Source organism: Arthrobacter zhaoguopingii (assembly GCF_009828595.1).
GTDB classification, from domain to species: Bacteria; Actinomycetota; Actinomycetes; order Actinomycetales; family Micrococcaceae; genus Arthrobacter_D; species Arthrobacter_D zhaoguopingii.
Genome location: NZ_WPNY01000010.1, coordinates 108,168 through 125,901, shown reverse-complemented (window position 1 = coordinate 125,901; position 17,734 = coordinate 108,168). Strand labels below are relative to the sequence as shown.

At 68.5% G+C, this 17,734-nt stretch carries 15 protein-coding genes and 1 pseudogene; 8 read left to right on the top strand and 8 right to left on the bottom strand.

Annotated elements, in window-relative coordinates; translation table 11 throughout:
* Positions 1 to 75: 75 nt before the first annotated feature.
* Positions 76 to 561 carry a PaaI family thioesterase gene (locus tag GVV86_RS13670; protein WP_159803081.1) on the bottom strand — a complete coding sequence of 162 codons (486 nt, stop codon included), beginning with the start codon at positions 559 to 561 and terminating at the stop codon, positions 76 to 78.
* Here GVV86_RS13670 and polA point away from each other — a divergent pair.
* The 3 genes from polA (at position 560) to rpsA (ending at position 6,438) form a co-directional block, all read left to right on the top strand.
* Complete coding sequence (gene polA, locus GVV86_RS13665; protein ID WP_159803080.1) at positions 560 to 3,322, top strand: DNA polymerase I; 2,763 nt, start codon at positions 560 to 562, stop codon at positions 3,320 to 3,322. The genes GVV86_RS13670 and polA overlap by 2 nt on opposite strands.
* Before the next feature lie 55 nt (positions 3,323 to 3,377).
* Positions 3,378 to 4,697 carry a GNAT family N-acetyltransferase gene (locus GVV86_RS13660; protein ID WP_159803079.1) on the top strand — a complete coding sequence of 440 codons (1,320 nt, stop codon included), beginning with the start codon at positions 3,378 to 3,380 and terminating at the stop codon, positions 4,695 to 4,697.
* A 268-nt stretch (positions 4,698 to 4,965) separates the two neighbouring features.
* On the top strand, positions 4,966 to 6,438 hold the full coding sequence (gene rpsA, locus GVV86_RS13655) for a 30S ribosomal protein S1 (RefSeq protein ID WP_120168329.1): 1,473 nt from the start codon (positions 4,966 to 4,968) through the stop codon (positions 6,436 to 6,438).
* A gap of 430 nt (positions 6,439 to 6,868) precedes the next feature.
* Here the strand turns inward: rpsA and GVV86_RS13650 are convergent, their stop codons facing one another.
* The 4 genes from GVV86_RS13650 to GVV86_RS13635 form a co-directional block, all read right to left on the bottom strand.
* A complete protein-coding gene (locus GVV86_RS13650; protein ID WP_159803078.1) occupies positions 6,869 to 7,996 on the bottom strand; it encodes a class I SAM-dependent methyltransferase in 1,128 nt (375 codons plus the stop codon).
* Positions 7,989 to 8,654 carry an IMPACT family protein gene (locus tag GVV86_RS13645; RefSeq protein ID WP_159803077.1) on the bottom strand — a complete coding sequence of 222 codons (666 nt, stop codon included), beginning with the start codon at positions 8,652 to 8,654 and terminating at the stop codon, positions 7,989 to 7,991. Before GVV86_RS13645 ends, GVV86_RS13650 begins: the two co-directional genes overlap by 8 nt.
* 207 nt (positions 8,655 to 8,861) lie before the next feature.
* Positions 8,862 to 9,056 (bottom strand): hypothetical protein, encoded by a 195-nt coding sequence (locus tag GVV86_RS13640; protein WP_159803076.1) that lies wholly within the window; start codon positions 9,054 to 9,056, stop codon positions 8,862 to 8,864.
* 90 nt (positions 9,057 to 9,146) lie between these two features.
* Positions 9,147 to 9,374 (bottom strand): hypothetical protein, encoded by a 228-nt coding sequence (locus GVV86_RS13635; RefSeq protein ID WP_159803075.1) that lies wholly within the window; start codon positions 9,372 to 9,374, stop codon positions 9,147 to 9,149.
* 285 nt (positions 9,375 to 9,659) lie between these two features.
* Here GVV86_RS13635 and GVV86_RS19045 point away from each other — a divergent pair.
* Positions 9,660 to 9,884: pseudogene (locus GVV86_RS19045) on the top strand (hypothetical protein); the annotation flags it as partial.
* Between the two features lie 183 nt (positions 9,885 to 10,067).
* On the opposite strand, the gene GVV86_RS18500 reads toward GVV86_RS19045, so the two are convergent.
* Positions 10,068 to 10,286 (bottom strand): DEAD/DEAH box helicase, encoded by a 219-nt coding sequence (locus GVV86_RS18500; protein WP_201291452.1) that lies wholly within the window; start codon positions 10,284 to 10,286, stop codon positions 10,068 to 10,070.
* A 105-nt stretch (positions 10,287 to 10,391) separates the two neighbouring features.
* Between GVV86_RS18500 and coaE the strand changes: the two genes are divergently transcribed.
* The 4 genes from coaE (at position 10,392) to GVV86_RS13610 (ending at position 16,547) form a co-directional block, all read left to right on the top strand.
* On the top strand, positions 10,392 to 11,381 hold the full coding sequence (gene coaE, locus GVV86_RS13625; RefSeq protein ID WP_159803074.1) for a dephospho-CoA kinase: 990 nt from the start codon (positions 10,392 to 10,394) through the stop codon (positions 11,379 to 11,381).
* Between the two features lie 91 nt (positions 11,382 to 11,472).
* The gene (uvrB, locus tag GVV86_RS13620; protein WP_159803073.1) at positions 11,473 to 13,551 is read left to right on the top strand and encodes an excinuclease ABC subunit UvrB; all 2,079 of its coding nucleotides are present in this window, start codon (positions 11,473 to 11,475) and stop codon (positions 13,549 to 13,551) included.
* 4 nt (positions 13,552 to 13,555) lie between these two features.
* Positions 13,556 to 15,379, top strand: a complete 1,824-nt coding sequence (locus GVV86_RS13615) for a hypothetical protein (RefSeq protein ID WP_159803072.1) — start codon at positions 13,556 to 13,558, stop codon at positions 15,377 to 15,379.
* Between the two features lie 130 nt (positions 15,380 to 15,509).
* Entirely contained in the window at positions 15,510 to 16,547 is a 1,038-nt protein-coding gene (locus GVV86_RS13610) for a TerC family protein (protein WP_159803071.1), read from the top strand.
* 304 nt (positions 16,548 to 16,851) lie between these two features.
* Here GVV86_RS13610 and GVV86_RS13605 read toward each other — a convergent pair whose 3' ends face one another.
* Together GVV86_RS13605 and GVV86_RS13600 are read right to left on the bottom strand one after the other, a co-directional pair.
* Complete coding sequence (locus GVV86_RS13605; protein ID WP_159616955.1) at positions 16,852 to 17,100, bottom strand: DUF2630 family protein; 249 nt, start codon at positions 17,098 to 17,100, stop codon at positions 16,852 to 16,854.
* Between the two features lie 101 nt (positions 17,101 to 17,201).
* Positions 17,202 to 17,477: a hypothetical protein gene (locus tag GVV86_RS13600; RefSeq protein ID WP_120168307.1), complete on the bottom strand. Its 276-nt coding sequence runs from the start codon at positions 17,475 to 17,477 to the stop codon at positions 17,202 to 17,204.
* Between the last annotated feature and the right edge of the window lie 257 nt (positions 17,478 to 17,734).

Below are 17,734 nucleotides of genomic sequence, written 5' to 3'. Positions count from 1 at the left end.
GCGGGGAAACGATTTGAGCCGGACGGCCGGCAGCAAAGAGAGCGCTGGCAGGCTCTGGCCTCCCGTGTTAGCGCCCTAGCGGGCGTCGCGGATCAGGTTGGTGATCCGCGCCGTGGAGAGCCGGCGGCCCTCCTCGTCGGTCATCACCACCTCGTGCGTGGTCAGCGTGCGTCCAAGGTGGACGGCGGTGGCCGTCCCGGTGACCGTCCCGGCTGCGATGCTGCGGTGGTGGGTTGCGCTGATCTCGATTCCCAGGGCGTGCCGTCCCGGGCCGGCATGGATTCCGGCGGCGAAGGACCCAAGGGTCTCGGCCAGCACCAGGTGCGCGCCGCCGTGGAGAATTCCGGCCACCTGCTCGTTGCCGGCGACCGGCATTGAAGCCACCATGCGTTCGGCGCTCATCTCGGAGAAGGTGATGCCCATCTTCACAGTCAGGCGCCCGATCCCGTGCCGACCCAGCCAGTCATGCATCTCCGGGGGCACCCCGGCGGCGGTGAGTTCCTCGGCATACGGGTTGGCTGCGGAGCGGCCCGCGGGCGGCTGAGTGAAATTGTCGACCATGGGAACTAGGCTGGCACCTGTGAGTGAAACAACCAAACCTGGATCCACCCTGCCCGCCCCGAGAACAGCGACGGGACAGCGCAACCGCCTCCTGGTCATCGATGGACACTCAATGGCGTTCCGGGCGTTCTACGCCCTGCCCCCCGAAAACTTCTCCACCGACACCGGCCAGCACACCAACGCCGTGTACGGGTTCACCGCAATGCTGATCAACCTCATCAAGGACCAGAAGCCCACCCACGTGGCCGTCGCCTTCGACCTTGACACCCCGACGTTCCGCTCCGAGGAGTACACCGAGTACAAGGCGGGCCGGTCCCGGACGCCCGAGGAGTTCCACGGGCAGGTCGACCTGATCATCAAGGTGATGGAGGCCATGCGCATCCCCACCATCTCCATGGACGGCTATGAAGCCGACGACATCCTGGCCACGCTCGCCACCAAGGCAGCGGCCGAGGACTGGGACGTCCAGGTGGTCAGCGGGGACCGAGACGCCTTCCAGCTGGTCAACGACCGCGTCACTGTCCTGTACCCGAAGCAGGGTGTCACCAACATCCCCCAGATGGACGCTCAGGCCATCGAGGAGAAGTACTTTGTTCCGCCGCACCAGTACTCCGACCTCGCCGCGCTTGTCGGAGAGAGCGCCGACAACCTGCCCGGCGTGCCCGGTGTCGGACCCAAGACGGCCGCCAAGTGGATTAAGCTCTACGGCGGGCTCGAGGGGATCCTCGAGAACCTCGACTCCATCGGCGGCAAGGTGGGCGACGCGCTGCGCGCCCACGCCGACGACGTCCGCCGCAACCGCCGGCTGAACCGGCTGCTCACCGACCTGGACCTGCCCGTGGACCTCGATGCGATGGTCTCCCAGCACCCGGACCGCTCCGCCGTCGAGGACCTTTTCGACTCCCTGCAGTTCAACACCCTGCGCAAGCGGCTGTTCGACCTGTTCGGCGAGGAAGAGGCCGAGGAGACCGGGGACGAGATGACCCCGCCGCCGCACGTTGTCCTCACCGACGCCGCGCCCCTGACCGCGTGGCTGAACTCCACCAACCAGGCCCCCGCGGCGGTCCACCTCGCCACCGAGGCCACCACCGGGGGCACCGACGTCACCGGGATCGCCATCGTCACCTCCACCGCGGCCGCCTTCGTGCCGCTCGAGGGGCTCGACGCCGAGGCGGAGCAGGTGCTCGCGCACTGGCTGGCCGACCTCAACGCGCCCAAGGTGGTCCACGACTTCAAGGAGGCCTACAAGCTGCTCGCCCCGCGCGGGCTGCACCTGGCGGGCGAGGTGGACGACACGGCCATCTCGGGCTACCTGATCCAGCCGGACCGGCGCAGCTACGACCTGGCCGACCTGAGCCAGTACCACCTGCGCCTGACCCTCGGCACGGCGCCGGGCAACGCCTCCGGCCAGCTCGCCCTCGAACTCGGGGAGAAGGACGTCGCCGGTCCCGCCGTGATGCGCGCCTTCGCGGCCCTGCAGCTCAGCGAGCACTTCGCCGGCCAGCTCGTCGAAAAGGGCGCCAACCAGCTCCTCGGTGAGCTGGAGCTGCCCCTGTCAGAGGTCCTGGCCGAGATGGAGCTCACCGGCGTCGCCGTCTCCGTCGAACGCCTCGACCGGCTCCTCGACGACTTCTCCAAGACCATCAGCACCGCCGGGGCCGAGGCGTTCCGCATCATCGGCAAGGAGATCAACCTCGGCTCGCCCAAGCAGCTCCAGACGGTGCTGTTCGAGGAACTCGGGCTGCCGAAGACCAAGAAGATCAAGACCGGGTTCTCCACCGACGCCGACGCTCTCACCGACCTGATCGTCAAGACCGGCCATCCGTTCCTCGAGCAGCTCCTGGCCTACCGCGACGCCACCAAGCTCCGGCAGACCGTCGAGGGCCTGCGGAAGTCGGTGGCCGAGGACGGGCGCATCCACACCACCTACGCCCAGACGGTCGCCGCGACGGGCCGGCTGTCCTCAATCAACCCGAACCTGCAGAACATCCCGGTGCGCTCCGACGAGGGCCGGCGGATCCGTGAGGTGTTCGTCGTCGGGAAGGGCACCGACGGCAGCCGCTACGAGACCCTGATGACCGCCGACTACTCTCAGATCGAAATGCGCATCATGGCCCACCTCTCCGGCGACGAGGGCCTGATCTCCGCGTTCCGCGAGGGCGAGGACCTTCACCGGTTCGTCGGCTCGCACATCTTCGGGGTCGCCCCCGAGGAGGTCACCAGCGCCATGCGCTCCAAGGTCAAGGCGATGTCCTACGGCCTGGTGTACGGGCTGAGCTCCTTTGGGCTCTCCAAGCAGCTGGCCATCTCCGTCGACGAGGCGCGCACCCTGATGCGCGACTACTTCGAGCGGTTCGGCGCGGTGCGCGACTACCTGCGCGGCATCGTCGAACAGGCGCGCAAGGACGGCTACACCTCAACCATCGAGGGCCGGCGCCGCTACCTCCCGGACCTCTCCAGCGACAATCGCCAGCTGCGCGAGATGTCGGAGCGGGCGGCCCTGAACGCGCCCATCCAGGGTTCGGCGGCCGACATCATCAAGAAGGCGATGCTCGGCGTGGACGGCGCGTTGAAGGCCAAGGGCCTGTCCTCGCGCATGCTGCTGCAGGTGCACGACGAACTGGTCCTCGAGATTGCCGAGGGGGAGAAGGACGTTGTCGAGGCTCTGGTGCGCGAGCAGATGGCCGGCGCGGCCGACCTGTCGGTGCCCCTGGATGTCTCTGTCGGAACCGGGCTGAGCTGGCACGAGGCGGCGCACTGACCAATCCTCGGCGGCCTGTGGTGGAGGGCGCATAATCCGGCTAGGGTCTTGGAGCGTGAGCACACAGACGACGACGCCGGGCACCTCTACCGAACTGCGCCTTGAGAAGTTCCATGTCACGGCGGGGGAGGACACCTCGCCGGGAGGACGGTTCGCCAACTGGTTCTACGCCGTGGGGGTCGGGTTTTTCGAGCCCCGCGCCGACGCCGAGGACTACCCGGCCTACGTGAAGGCGTTCACCGCCGACGGGCGGGTGCTGGTCGGCGTGCACGACGATGCACCGGGTGCCCTGTCCGTCGACGGGGCCGTGCCGGTGGCGACCTACGCCTCAATGCGGAACACCCTCAATGCCGGGGGGCCGGAGCCGCTCCAGGCCCACCTGATCACCTCCGTCACCGTGCGGCCCTCCCACCGGCGGCGTGGCCTGCTGCGCCGGATGATGACCGAGGACCTGCAGGACGCGGCGGCCGCCGGTGTGCCCGTGGCGGTGCTGACGGCATCCGAGGCCACCATCTACGGGCGGTTCGGCTTCGGCTGCGCCACCTTCACCTCGAGCGTGACCGTGGACGTGCGGGAGCGCTTCGCCGTGCTCGGCACCCCGTCCGGGCGGACGGAGCTGGCCGAGCCCGCCGAGGTCCCCGCGCTCTCCGGGGAGGTCTTTGCCCGCTTCCATGCCCGCACCCGCGGCTCGGTCGGGCGCCAGTACTCCTACGCGCGCCGTGTCTCCGGCCAGTGGGGCCGGGAGCGGCCGGTCGAGGACAAGGCGGTGCGCACGGCGGTGCACTACGACGACGCCGGCAACGCCGTCGGCTACGTGGCCTACCGGTTCGAGGGGTGGTCCAAGGAGCCCTACACCGTCAGCATTCTCGACCTGGTCGCCGGCACTGAGGAGTCCTACCTCGCCCTCTGGCGGTACCTCGGGGCGATGGACCTCATCCAGGAGATCACCTGGGACGGCGCGGCCGTGGACGACCCGCTGCCCTGGGCGCTTGCGGACCGCCGCTGCTACCGGGTCACCGGCGTCGAGGACGTCCTGTGGGTGCGCCTGCTCGACGTCGCCCGGGCCCTCGAGGGCCGGGGGTACCGCAGCAGCGGGCGGCTGGTGTTCGAGGTGGCCGACGCGCTCGGACTCGCGGGCGGCACCTACCAGCTCACCGTCACCGGCGGCCGGGGACGCGTGGAGCGGGTCGACGCCGATTCGGAGGTCGATGTGGCGCTGGACATCGCGGCGCTGGGCTCTCTCTACCTGGGCGGAGTCAGCCCCGCCGCGCTCGTCGGTGCCGGGCTGGTGGAGCAGCGCACCGAGGGCGCTATCGAGCTGCTCAACGACCTGTTCCGGGACGCCGAAAACCCCTACTGCATCACGCATTTCTAGGCGCCGGCAGAGCGGGACGGCACTACCGGCCCGCTTTGACGGGGTTGGCTCCCGCCGTTAGACTAGACGGGCGCGTATTGCGCTGTGGTTCGGGCCGGCATCCGCCGTGCGAGTTCCCGCGTAATACCAATAGAACCGCTCTTTAGGTTTTATCCAATCTGTCCGCTTCCGGACATCGGATTCCCCTGGATGGCCCGGCTTTTTCGGCCGGATTTTCCAGTGTCCGCTTTCCGGATCAAGAAAACTTCCACAACGGAGCCCCAACTACATGACCATCACCACCACCGAGAAGCAAGGTGCCCCGCAGGTCGCTATCAACGACATCGGCACCGCTGAGGACTTCCTCGCAGCAGTCGACGCGACGATCAAGTACTTCAACGACGGAGATCTCGTCGAAGGTACCGTCGTCAAGGTCGACCGCGATGAAGTTCTGCTCGACATCGGTTACAAGACCGAGGGTGTCATCCCTTCCCGTGAGCTTTCCATCAAGCACGACGTTGACCCCGGAGACGTCGTCTCCGTTGGCGATCAGGTCGAAGCCCTGGTGCTCACCAAGGAGGACAAAGAAGGCCGGCTGATCCTGTCCAAGAAGCGCGCTCAGTACGAGCGTGCCTGGGGCGACATCGAAAAGGTCAAGGAAGAAGACGGCGTCGTCACCGGTACCGTCATCGAGGTCGTCAAGGGTGGTCTTATCCTCGACATCGGCCTGCGCGGCTTCCTGCCCGCGTCGCTCGTCGAGATGCGCCGTGTGCGCGACCTGGCTCCGTACATCGGCCAGCAGATCGAAGCGAAGATCATCGAGCTCGACAAGAACCGCAACAACGTTGTGCTGTCGCGTCGCGCCTGGCTGGAGCAGACCCAGTCCGAGGTCCGCTCGACCTTCCTCAACAAGCTCGAAAAGGGCCAGGTCCGTCCGGGCGTTGTCTCCTCGATCGTCAACTTCGGTGCGTTCGTGGACCTCGGCGGCGTCGACGGTCTGGTTCACGTCTCCGAGCTGTCCTGGAAGCACATCGACCACCCATCCGAGGTTGTCGAGGTCGGCCAGGAAGTCACCGTCGAGGTTCTCGAAGTCGACCTGGACCGCGAGCGGGTTTCGCTCTCGCTGAAGGCCACGCAGGAAGATCCCTGGCAGACCTTCGCCCGGACGCACGCTCTGGGCCAGGTTGTTCCCGGTAAGGTCACCAAGCTGGTTCCGTTCGGTGCGTTCGTCCGCGTCGAAGACGGCATCGAAGGCCTGGTCCACATCTCGGAGCTGGCAGTCCGCCACGTTGAGCTTGCAGAGCAGGTCGTTTCCGTTGGCGACGAGCTCTTCGTCAAGGTCATCGACATCGACCTCGAGCGCCGCCGCATCTCCCTCAGCCTCAAGCAGGCCAACGAGGGCGTCGACGCCGACAGCACCGAGTTCGACCCGGCACTGTACGGTATGGCCGCCGAGTACGACGAAGAGGGCAACTACAAGTACCCCGAGGGCTTCGACCCCGAGTCGAACGAATGGCTCGAAGGCTACGAGACCCAGCGCGCCGCTTGGGAGGCTCAGTACGCCGAGGCCCAGGCCCGCTGGGAGTCCCACAAGAAGCAGGTTGTGCAGCACGCGTCCGACGACGCAGCTGCCGCCAACGAGCCCGTCGAGTCGAACGCAACGAGCTACTCCTCGGAGCCCGTCGCCGCTGAGACCGGTTCAGGCACTCTTGCCTCGGATGAGGCGCTTGCGGCTCTCCGCGAGAAGCTGACCGGAGCCTAAACTCTCCGGCTTACGCCGAACACTGAGAAGGACCCCCGCCGTTTGGCGGGGGTCCTTCTTTTTGGCCCGGGACGGCAGGGCTGGTGGTGTGGCCGGTCTTCATCCAGGGTGCAGCTCGAACCGGTGGAGGGGCGCCGTGCCGTAAGTGCTGCGTCCTCGATGGGCCAGGGCGGAATCCCTTACCTCGAGGGTGCAGTTAGAACCGGTGGAGGGGCGCCGTGCCGTAAGTGCTGCGTCCTCGATGGGCCAGGGCGGAATCCCTTACCTCGAGGGTGCAGTTCGAACCGGTGGAGGGGCGCCGTGCCGTAAGTGCTGCGTCCTCGATGGGCCAGGGCGGAATCCCTTAAATCGAGGGTGCAGTTCGAACCGGTGGAGGGGGTCCGGGCCGTAAGTGCTGCGTCCTCGATGGGCCGCCGCCGTGCTGCGCGGGTCAGCGGCGGACCGAACAGGTGATCGTGAACCGCTGGTTGCGGTCGATCTGGCGGGTCGGGCCGACAATCCGGGACAGGGCGGGCCGGTACGCGAGGTGGCTGTTCCAGACGGTCCAGAGTTCCCCGCCCGGGGCGAGCACCCGGGCCGCATCGGTGAACAGCTTCACGGCGATGCCTGCGTGAACGGTGGCACCGATATGGAAGGGCGGATTCAGGACGATCAGGTCCGCCGACCCCTTCGGCTGGGACGACAGCGCGTCGTCGCGCACCACGTCCACCCGGTCCCCGACGGCGTTCGCGCGCGCAGTCTCCCTGGTGGAGGCCACGGCGGAGGCCGACTGGTCCGATGCGATCACCCGCAGCCCGGGCCGGGTCAGCGCCAGGTAGGCGGCGATGGCGCCGTTGCCGCAGCCGAGGTCGATGGCCGAATCCGTCGCCGCCGCGGACGCGAGGTGGGGGAGGAGGAACCGGGTTCCGGGGTCCAGGGCCGCCCCGCCGAACGTCTCGCCGAACGCCCGCAGCACCAGCGGGTGGGGGAGGCCAACGTCATGCCGCTGCGTGAGCGGGAACGCCGCGCTGCCGGCTGGCAGCGGTCCGGAGGCGGTGAGGACCCGGGATTTCTGCCGGGCCAGCCCCGCGGTGACGGAGCCGAAATACTTCTGGAGCACCGCGGTCATGGCCAGGCTCATATGCTTGAGCCGCCCTCCGGCGTAGACGGTGACCGAAGGATCGGCATAGGCGGCGATGTTACAGGCGGCCTCCTCCAGGGCGTCGAGGGAGCGCGGAAGCTGGAGCAGCACCGTGCGGGCATCCCGGAGGAGCTCGGGACCCAGCCCGTGCCGCTCATATCGTCCGGACGCGCCCACCGCCCCGGCATTGCGGGCAAGCGCCAGTTCGTGCGAGAGCGGATCCTGATGGACGCGCGGACGGGGGACCCCGTGCAGCAGGGCCGCTCCGAGGGTGAGGGCGCCGTAACGGTCGCCGAGGGTGACTACGCCGGTGGGCTGCTCGGCGAGCCTGCCGGCCGCCGAGTCCAGCAGCAGCCGGTCGGTGGCGTCGTAGGCGTGCAGGTTGGGCGCCTCGACGTCCGGTCTGCGGCTCAGGCGGTCGAAGTCGAACTCAGTCATGGTCCACCCACGTGGTGCCTGCAGGGCGGGAGACCGAGGCCCCGGCGGTGGAAGCGGCAAGCCGCCGCTGGAAATCCTCATAGCTGTCGGCGTCGGATTCAAGCGCCACCTCGATGAGCGCCTCCTCGGGGGTGTAGGTGGTGCCGAGGACGATCGTTGCAGCGGCGCGCAGCTCGTTTTCGACCCGCCCGGCCTCGGCGTGTGCCACCGGCACCGTGTGGAGGGTGAGGAGGCGGCGGCGGACCAGGGGTGCCCCGTCCAGCGCCCGGGTCACCGACTGGGAGTAGGCGCGGATCAACCCGCCCGCGCCCAGCAGGATGCCTCCGAAGTACCGCACGACGACGGCGGCGGTGTCGCTGAGGTCTGCCGCGCCGTGGCGGCTGAGGGCTTCGAGCATCGGGGCGCCGGCGGTGCCCGCGGGTTCGCCGTCGTCGTGGGCCCGCTGGATGGCGCGCCCTGCTCCGATCAGGTAGGCGCTGCAGTGGTGCCGCGCCGTCGGGAATTCGGTGCGCAGCTGTGCGAGGAGGCTGTTCGCTTCGGTTTCGGTTCCCGCCCTGCGCAGGACCGTGATGAACCGGGACCGGCGGATCTCGAGCTCGTTCCGGTGTTCGCCCCGAACCGTTGAGTATGCGGTGGGGTGCCGATGAAGAGCGGTCATTCCTGTAATCCTAGCCGGTGGGGTCCGGCGGACTCAGGCCGTGGACTGGAGCATCCCCTATGGGAGTCGCTTCCGACGCCGCGGGTGCCTTTCTTCCGGGTCTACCCCGGGTCGCCCGACCCGGAATCCGGGCTGGGGGTGCGCTCCAACTCCGGCACATCCGTGCTGTAGGGTGCGCGCGGTGGCGGCGGTCGATCGTCGATCAGTTCATTCGGTGTGGATACTGTCCCTGCTGTGCCGTGCCTCTTGGAGGGTTTTGCTGAGTTCGGCCGGCGTCTGATCGGGCTGGGCGTTGCCGAGCAGCACCGCCGCCGCGGGCAGCGCCGTGCTGGGGGTCGAGCGCAGGGGGAGGTTCATGAGCCGCGCGACAACCGAAGTCAGGTCATCAAGGGGTACGTTCATCGTTGGCGCCCACCCGGCTTGGATTCAATGCCAGGCAACGAATTCAGCATACACAGCGACCACCGGCGCCCTCCGCGTCCTGAGGCGGGATCAGATCACCAGAAGTCCATTCGAGTTGCCGTCGGCCTGATCGCACAGGGTGAAGACTGTCTGAGGCGAAAGGGCGGCGGCCTCGGCCACGGCGGTGACGCTCCCACCGCTGTTGATCGCCTCGAGGACCGTCAACTGCAGCTGGGTGGCCGCCTGGTCCCGGGAGAATTCGGCCGACTCAAGCTGAGCTGCGGCGACGGCCAGTGATTTGAGGTAGTCCAGAGTCATGACGTATTCCTTACGGCGTGCGGCGGACGTGCCGCTGAGTTTGGAGGCAGGGCCGTGGCCCGCTGCGGAAAAGGGAAGGGCCCTGCCCCGCTGGGGGAGGGCTCCGGTGGGAAGCGGCGGCCGGCCGGGGGGTCCGGGAGGCTGGTGTGCGCGGGCTGGAAGGAAGCACTCACTGCGGTTGGCCGGCTGTGCGGGTGGTGTTTATCCACTCGGTTATCGTCAGACTTTGCTCCATGGCTGCTCCAAACGAGGTTCCATGGCTGACTGCTCAACCTCTCTCAGAGTATGGGCCGGAGGGGGTGTTGGCAACAGGCATACCGGCCGCTCCGCGTGGGCTTCTCCGCTTCCTTGCCGGAACCGTTCAGGCCTTTGTGCGCTGGCGGCACCGCGAAACGAGGGGGAGATATGAGCGAGTCCCCTGCACGCGGCGAACTGCCGCTGCCCGACTACGACCCCATCCCCTTGGGCACCCTTCCTTCGCGGATCACGGCCCTGAATGAAGGCGGCCTGGAGGCGCTGCTTGCCTATGAGCGGGAGCACGGGAACCGGCTGCCGGTGACCAGGCGGGCAAGCACCGGCTGGAGGCGGCGTGAGGCGGCGCCGAGCTGGCCGACGACTCGGGGCGCAGAGTATGCCCGAGATGGGGCAGGGACAGGCGGCTCCCGGGTGAGCCCGCGACGTCCGGGCCGCCGGTCAACCCACCGTCGCACGGCGACCCCACCAACCCCGCTCGGTGGACCCTCGGCCCGGCACCTGGTAGATCGCCGGCTTGCCGGAACCGGTCGGCATCACGCAGAGGACGTTCCTCCCCTCCAGCAGCGCCTGCATCGCCTGCCGCTGCGCTGGGCGGAAATCGTCCCATCCGAAGACCGAGGAGGCCAGCTCCTCAAGGTCCGGAAGTGATGGTGTCATGACCTCCTCTTGGAATGGAGTAAGCCTGCTTAGCGTAATAGGCAGGGCAACCGGTGAGGTGCCGGGATTGACAGCCGGGGCGTCGCTCCGCGCTACCCTTGGCGGATGCTGAGAGTTGGTTTGACCGGAGGGATCGCTGCCGGCAAGTCCCTGGCCGCCGGGCGGCTGAGGGCGCTGGGCGCCGTCGTTATCGACGCGGACGCCCTCGCCCGCGAGGTGGTGGAGCCCGGCACCGAGGGGCTCGCCGAGGTGCTAGACGCCTTCGGAGGCCGGCTTGCCACCGCCGACGGTTCCCTCGACCGCAGGGCTCTCGGGGACATCATCTTCGGCGACCCCCGGGCGCGGGAACGCCTCAACGGCATCCTTCACCCCCGCATCCGGGCCCTCGCCGAGGCCCGCACCGCCTCGGCCCCGGCCGGTGCCGTCGTCGTCGAGGATCTGCCCCTGCTCGTTGAGACGGGCCAGGTGGCCCGCTTCCACCTCGTCGTGGTGATCGACGCCCCCGAGGACCAGCGCATCGACAGGATGGTGCGCCTGCGCGGCATGACCGCGGAGGCGGCGCTCAGCCGCCTGCGGGCCCAGCTAGGCCCGGACGAGCGGAACTCCGCGGCCGACGTCGTTATCGACAACGCCGGCAGCGAGGCCGACACGCTCGCGCACCTCGAGGCCCTCTGGCAGCGCCGGATCCTGCCCTTTAACGCCAACCTCCTCGCCGGAGTCCCCGCGCTCCGGGGCCCCCTCGACCCTGTTGAGCCCGACCCGACATGGCCGGCGCAGGCGGAACGGCTGAGCACCCGGCTCCGGCGCGTTGACCCGCGGGTGCTGGATGTCGAACACGTCGGGCCTACAGCGGTGCCCGGGCGCCGGTCCCCGGATGTGCTGGAGTTCAGGCTGGCGGTGTCCACCCGGGCCGACGCGGCGGCACTGCGGCCGCTGCTCACCGCGGCGGGGTTCCCGCCCGCCCCCGGACGGACGGGCGCCGGGCATCCCGCTGCCCGCGGGCGCCTGGGGTTCCACTCCAGCGCCGATCCGGGACGGGCGGCGGAGGTCCACCTTGAGCTGGCCGGCTCCACGGCGGTTCCCGGCCCGCGGTAGGGGCGGCCGGTGCGGTGCCGGAGCGATCCTGCGGTTCCGCCTCCAGCTAAGCGGAAGCTGATTGTCCGCATAACGCGCTAACGTACTAGATATGAGTCTTGCCCAGGATATTAAGCGGGTCGTAGCTCCCTTCGAGGTCATCAGCGAATATCAGCCGGCAGGCGACCAGCCGGCGGCCATCGCCGAACTGAGTACCCGGATCAAGGCAGGGGAGAAGGACGTTGTCCTCCTTGGAGCCACCGGTACCGGAAAGAGCGCGACGACGGCCTGGCTGATCGAGCAGGTCCAGCGGCCGACCCTCGTGATGGTCCAGAACAAGACCCTTGCGGCGCAGTTGGCCAACGAGTTCCGCGAACTGCTGCCCAATAACGCCGTCGAGTACTTCGTGTCCTACTACGACTACTACCAGCCCGAGGCCTACGTTCCGCAGACGGACACCTTCATCGAGAAGGACTCCTCGATCAACGAGGAGGTGGAACGGCTCCGGCACTCGGCCACCAACGCCCTGCTTACGCGCAGGGACGTCATCGTTGTCGCCACGGTCTCCTGCATCTACGGCCTGGGTACGCCCGAGGAATACATCGACAAGATGGTGACCCTCCGCAAGGGCCAGGAGATGAACCGGGACGCGCTGCTGCGCCAGTTTGTGGGCATGCAGTACACGCGCAACGACATGGACTTCCACCGCGGCACCTTCCGGGTGCGCGGCGACACCGTGGAGATCATTCCCATGTACGAGGAGCACGCCCTGCGGATCGAGTTCTTCGGCGACGAGGTTGAGAACATCTACACCCTCAACCCCCTCACCGGCGACGTCATCCGCGAGGAGGAGGAGATGTACGTCTTCCCCGCCTCGCATTATGTCGCCGGGCCGGAACGCATGAACCGTGCGATCAAGGCCATCGAGGACGAACTGCAGGTGCGCCTTGCCGAGCTCGAGTCCCAGAACAAGCTGGTCGAGGCGCAGCGGCTGCGGATGCGGGTCACCTACGACCTGGAGATGATGCAGCAGATGGGCTTCTGCAATGGCATCGAGAACTATTCACGGCACATCGACGGCCGGGGGCAGGGCAGCGCCCCGCACTGCCTGCTCGACTACTTCCCCGACGACTTCCTCCTCGTCGTCGACGAATCCCATGTGACCATCCCGCAGATCGGCGCGATGTACGAAGGGGACATGTCGCGCAAGCGCACCCTCGTCGACCACGGGTTCCGCCTTCCGTCGGCGATGGACAACCGGCCGCTGAAGTGGGACGAGTTCCTCGAGCGCATCGGGCAGACGGTCTACCTCTCGGCGACGCCGGGCAAGTACGAGCTCGGGAAGTCCGACGGATTCGTCCAGCAGATCATCCGGCCCACCGGGCTGGTGGACCCGGAGATCGTGGTGAAGCCGAGCAAGGGTCAGATCGACGACCTGCTTCACGAGATCCGGACCCGCGTGGAGCGCGACGAGCGCGTGCTGGTGACGACGCTGACCAAGCGGATGTCGGAGGACCTCACGGGGTACCTCCTCGAGCACGGGGTGAAGGTGGAGTACCTTCACTCCGACGTCGACACCCTGCGCCGGGTCGAGCTGCTGCGTGAGCTCCGGCTGGGAACCTTCGACGTGCTGGTGGGCATCAACCTGCTGCGAGAGGGCCTCGACCTTCCGGAGGTATCACTCGTCAGCATCCTCGACGCCGACAAGGAGGGGTTCCTGCGCAGCTCCACCTCCCTCATCCAGACGATCGGGCGGGCCGCCCGCAACGTGTCCGGCCAGGTGCACATGTACGCCGACCGGATCACCGATTCGATGGAACGGGCCATCGACGAAACCAACCGGCGCCGGGCCATCCAGGTGGCGCACAACCTCGAGCACGGAATCGACCCGACGCCGCTGCGCAAGCGCATCGCCGACATCACCGACACCATCAACCGCGAGGACGCCGACACCCGGGAGCTCCTCGAGGCCGCCGCCAAGGGGCGCAAGAAGAAGCCCGGCCAGGGCGTGCACCGCGAGGGGCTCGCCGCCGTGCCGGCCGAGGACCTCACCGACCTCATTCAGCAGCTCACCGACCAGATGCACACGGCGGCCGCGGAACTGCAGTTCGAGCTCGCGGCCCGGCTCCGCGATGAGGTGGGGGACCTGAAGAAGGAACTGAGGCAGATGCAGACCGCTGGGCACGCGTAGCACCATGCCGGAGCGGGGGGACGGCTTCGCGGAGATCCGCGTGCACGGAGTGGGGGAGCAGGAGTACCTGAGCAGCATCACCAGTGCCCGGGTGACCCGGCTCAACCCCTGGGCCGAGGCCGTCGACCCTCCGCTGCTTCCGCTCCACCGCCTGAGCCTGATCAACTGGTCGCGGTCGAACCGCCGGAGGACCGGCTTCCTGTGGTATCTGGCCTTCCCGTTCACGCTGGCCAACGTTGCCGGCCGCATGCTCGAGCGCCCCGGGCACGCCACCGCCGCGCGGTCGGCGGTGCTGCTGCACGTGGGCTCGGTGCTGCTCACCCTCAGCCAGCTGGCCTGGCTGGTGGTCCTCGGCGAGACGGTCCTCGAGCACGTGGCCGGTCCCCTCGGCCTGCCGGGCGCCGCCGAGGGTCCCGCCCGGGGGATCCCCGCCGCCGCGGCGACGGCCCTGGCCGCATTCATCGCGTACCGGTGGTTCCGGGTCATCCGGGTGCAGCATGAGGTTCCCCGGCGCAGCCGCACCGCCGCCCAGCTCCACGCCGGCGCCCTCCTCGCGGCCGGAGCGCTGCTGGCGCTGACCCTCCCGGCGGGGACCCTTTCCCCGGCGTGGCCCTCGACCCCCGGCCCGGACGGCGTCCAGCGTCTCGACGCCATGGCGCTGTGGATCGCCCTGAGCCTCGGCGCCCTGATGCTGCCCACCATCGTCAGCCCGCTGCGCCGGCGCGCCGGCCCGGGAGCAACCGGCCGCTCCCGGGTCCCGGAGGGCGCCGCCGCCGGCCTCCTCCTGCTCGCCCTGTTCCTCATGCACTCGGTCAACGCCCTGGTCCGGATGCTCCTGGACGGCCTCCTCGGCTACGTCGTGCGGCTGTTCGGCGGCCAGGAGTACGACGCGCCCACCGTGCGCGTGCTGCTGGCCTGGGACGACCCGCTGGACGCCGGCGACAGCCGGCTCGACCTGTTCCCGCTGCTCGCCCTGATCGCCCTGGCCGGGCCCGTGCTCTCGGCCGCCGCGGTGCTTCTGCTGGACCGGCGGCTCGGGCTGGGGCCACTCTTTGGTGCCAGGGAGCCGCGCCTGCGGTGGTGGCACCGCGTCGTCGCTGGGGCCCCCGCTCTCCTTCCGCGCGTCCTGCCCGCCGGCACGGCACTGGGCGCGGGGGGCATGGGCGCAGCCATGATCCTCGGGGAGGGCCGGCTGGGAGGGCCGTGGCTCGCCCTCGCGGTGCTGCTGCTCCAGCTGGCTGGCGCCGCCGCAGTCCTCACCCTGCTGCTCGGGCAGCTTCGGACGGTGCAGGAGGTGCTCGGCAGGGCCGCCGACGCGGCCGGCTTCTGGCCGGTCCGCGACCACCCTCTGGCCGGTGCCTCCTACCGGGAGGCGGTCATCGCAGGCATCGAGCAGGAGGCTGCCCGGCTCGGGCCCACCCGGGTCGCGCTCGTCGGGTACAGCCAGGGGAGCGTGATCTGCGCCTGGCTGGTGGCGGAGACCCGGGCCCTTCGGGGCTGCCGGGAGCTGCACCTTGTCACCACCGGCTCGCCGCTGGTTCCCCTTTACGCCGCATTCTTCCCGGCCTACTTCACTCCCGGGTGGTTCGGGACCGTGGCCGGGCGTTCCACTGGGTGGGCGAACTTCTGGCGCGCCACCGATCCCGTCGGCAGTCCCGTGCCCGGCGCGGTGAACGTCGAGCTCACCGACCCCGACGCCGCCGGCACCGTGCAGGGCCACGGGGGGTACTGGAACGCCCCCGAGGTGTCCAAGTATGTGGCGGCGGTCGCGGCGGGCGGACGTGATTCCCCATATCAGCACCCCGCCGGTAGGATTGACCCTACGTAGGGGAGTATCCCAAGCGCTACGAACGTCAACACGCAGGGCAGTGACGCCTCGCCGGGCGTAGCGGTCGGCTGGCAGGGTGCCACGGCGGAGAGACTTACGGACCTCCATCGCGATCCTCGAAAGGCGCTCCATGCCCGAATTACCTCTTGCTTTCGAAGTCGGCACCTTTGTCGTTCTTGGAATCATCCTCCTGTTCGACCTGCTGCTCGTGGTGAAGCGCCCGCACGTGCCCTCGATGCGTGAGGCCGGCCTCTGGGTGGCCTTCTACGTCTCCCTGGCGCTGATCTTCGCGGCGATCATGTTCATCTTTACCGGCCCTGAGTACGGCGGACAGTTCGTCGCCGGCTGGGTGACCGAATACAGCCTGAGCATCGACAACCTGTTTGTCTTCATCATCATCATGGCGCGCTTCTCCGTCCCGCGGAAATACCAGCAGGAGGTGCTGATGGTGGGCATCATCATCGCGCTGATCCTGCGGGGCATCTTCATCGCCCTGGGTGCCGCTGTGATCGAGAACTTCAGCTGGGTGTTCTACATTTTCGGAGCATTCCTGCTCTACACGGCGTACAAGCAGGCAAAGGACACGGGCGAGGACGAGGAGGACGCAGGGGACAACAAGCTTGTCGCCAAGCTGCGCTCCGTGCTGCCCATGTCGGATCACTACGACGGCGGCAAGGTCCGTACCGTGGTGGACGGCAAGAAGGTGTTCACCCCGATGCTCGTCGTGTTCGTCACGATCGGCCTGACCGACCTGCTCTTTGCGGTCGACTCGATTCCGGCCATCTTCGGGCTCACCCAGAGCGCCTTCATCGTCTTCACCGCGAACATCTTCGCGCTGATGGGCCTGCGTCAGCTGTACTTCCTGCTCGGCGGGCTGATGACGCGGCTGGTGTACCTCAAGCACGCGCTGTCGGTCATCCTCGCGTTCATCGGCGTCAAGCTCGTGCTCCACGCCATGCACGTCAACGAACTGCCGTTCATCAACAACGGAGAGCACATCGAGTGGGCTCCGGAGATCCCGACGTTCGTCTCCCTCGCCGTCATTGTGGCGACCATCGTCGTGGCCGTCGTCGCGAGCCTGCTCAGCTCGCGCGGGCGCAGCGCGAAGGTTGACGAGGACCTCGCCGCCGCCGATGCCAAGGCGCGGAACACGGACCTCGAGAGCTGACCGACACGACAGGATCGGGCCCGGCACCAGCGCAGAGCGCGGGTGCCGGGCCCGATGTGTTGGGGGCTCCCCCAAGGGACCGCTAGAACCGGAAGGAGCGCCCCAGCAGACGCCCGCTCAGCTCCCGCAGCCGGTCGGCGGCCGGCGGATCAACCGCCCACGCGTGGGCCCTTGAGGCCCTCCGGGCTCAGGTGCCGCCCGATCCCCGTGGGGCTGGTGCCCGGCGGCGTGAACGAGCAAGAGGCCCCCACCGCCGGAGCGGTGGGGGCCTCTTGCCTCTGGTGCCTGGATTCCCGCGCCTCAACTACTTCCGCGGCAGGTATCCCTCAACCTGTGAAATGGGCCGCGGCGCCGCCTTGTCCGGGTCGTCGCCGAACTCGCTTCGAGCGCGGCGCTGTCGCAGCAGATCCCAGCACTGGTCGAGGTCCTGCTCAAGGCGCTGCAGCCGGGCAGCATTCTGCCCGCCGCGGGCGCTGTCGTCCCCTGCGCTCCGGAGGTCGTGTTCCTCCGTCACGAGAGACTTGATGCGTCCGAGAATATCCTGGTCGTCCAACATGGTTTCCTCCTCAATAGCCCTGATTCACAGGGTACTGAGGCTGGGCCGGGTTGAACAGGGGCCTGCGGCTGCGTGACGTCGTCCGCCGGGCCGCACCCCTAGCTTTCGCCTGTGCGGGTGGTGCCGAACATGAGCGTGCGGCGGCGCACGTCGTAGTAGACCGTCTTGGCGGTGGACAGCAGGTCCTGCAGGTTGTCCGCGTCGTCGGGGTCGAGTGTCAGGACTTCCTCCCAGGCGCCCTGGTCGAGGACAAGCTGGAGGGTGTAGGTGCCGGGCTGCCCGGCTTCCCCGGCGATCCATGAGAACTGGTAGTGGCTGAGCTGGCGTACCTGGATGCTGTCGTCCGTCATCGGCTGTTCTGCATTTGAAGTCATCGCTTTCGCTCCTTCGCGGCCCGGGTGCTTCCCGGGCCCGGTGTCGGGCTGGAACGGAGGCCGCTGCGGCGTCCGTTCGGCGGGGGGCGCCGCCGATCGCACCAACCTAACTTCGGCACGGCCCCAAGTAAACGGGCGGCAAAAGTGATGAAACCCTTGACTGACAGGGCAGGTGCTGCCGGGAACCACGACCCCGCTTCGCGCGCGCCACGGCCTGCACCGGCCCCTGTGCTCGCCGCCGGCCCGTTCCGCCCGCG

What these genes read in the sequence shown, in the direction of transcription:
- GVV86_RS13650 (WP_159803078.1), bottom strand. Translation starts at nt 7,996, where the DNA reads ATGACTGAGTTCGACTTCGACCGCCTGAGCCGCAGACCGGACGTCGAG.
- uvrB (WP_159803073.1), top strand. Translation starts at nt 11,473, where the DNA reads ATGAGTCTTGCCCAGGATATTAAGCGGGTCGTAGCTCCCTTCGAGGTC.
- GVV86_RS13670 (WP_159803081.1), bottom strand. Translation starts at nt 561, where the DNA reads ATGGTCGACAATTTCACTCAGCCGCCCGCGGGCCGCTCCGCAGCCAAC.
- GVV86_RS18500 (WP_201291452.1), bottom strand. Translation starts at nt 10,286, where the DNA reads ATGACACCATCACTTCCGGACCTTGAGGAGCTGGCCTCCTCGGTCTTC.
- GVV86_RS13615 (WP_159803072.1), top strand. Translation starts at nt 13,556, where the DNA reads ATGCCGGAGCGGGGGGACGGCTTCGCGGAGATCCGCGTGCACGGAGTG.
- GVV86_RS13635 (WP_159803075.1), bottom strand. Translation starts at nt 9,374, where the DNA reads ATGACTCTGGACTACCTCAAATCACTGGCCGTCGCCGCAGCTCAGCTT.
- coaE (WP_159803074.1), top strand. Translation starts at nt 10,392, where the DNA reads ATGCTGAGAGTTGGTTTGACCGGAGGGATCGCTGCCGGCAAGTCCCTG.
- GVV86_RS13645 (WP_159803077.1), bottom strand. Translation starts at nt 8,654, where the DNA reads ATGACCGCTCTTCATCGGCACCCCACCGCATACTCAACGGTTCGGGGC.
- GVV86_RS13640 (WP_159803076.1), bottom strand. Translation starts at nt 9,056, where the DNA reads ATGAACGTACCCCTTGATGACCTGACTTCGGTTGTCGCGCGGCTCATG.
- polA (WP_159803080.1), top strand. Translation starts at nt 560, where the DNA reads ATGGGAACTAGGCTGGCACCTGTGAGTGAAACAACCAAACCTGGATCC.
- rpsA (WP_120168329.1), top strand. Translation starts at nt 4,966, where the DNA reads ATGACCATCACCACCACCGAGAAGCAAGGTGCCCCGCAGGTCGCTATC.
- GVV86_RS13600 (WP_120168307.1), bottom strand. Translation starts at nt 17,477, where the DNA reads ATGACTTCAAATGCAGAACAGCCGATGACGGACGACAGCATCCAGGTA.
- GVV86_RS13610 (WP_159803071.1), top strand. Translation starts at nt 15,510, where the DNA reads ATGCCCGAATTACCTCTTGCTTTCGAAGTCGGCACCTTTGTCGTTCTT.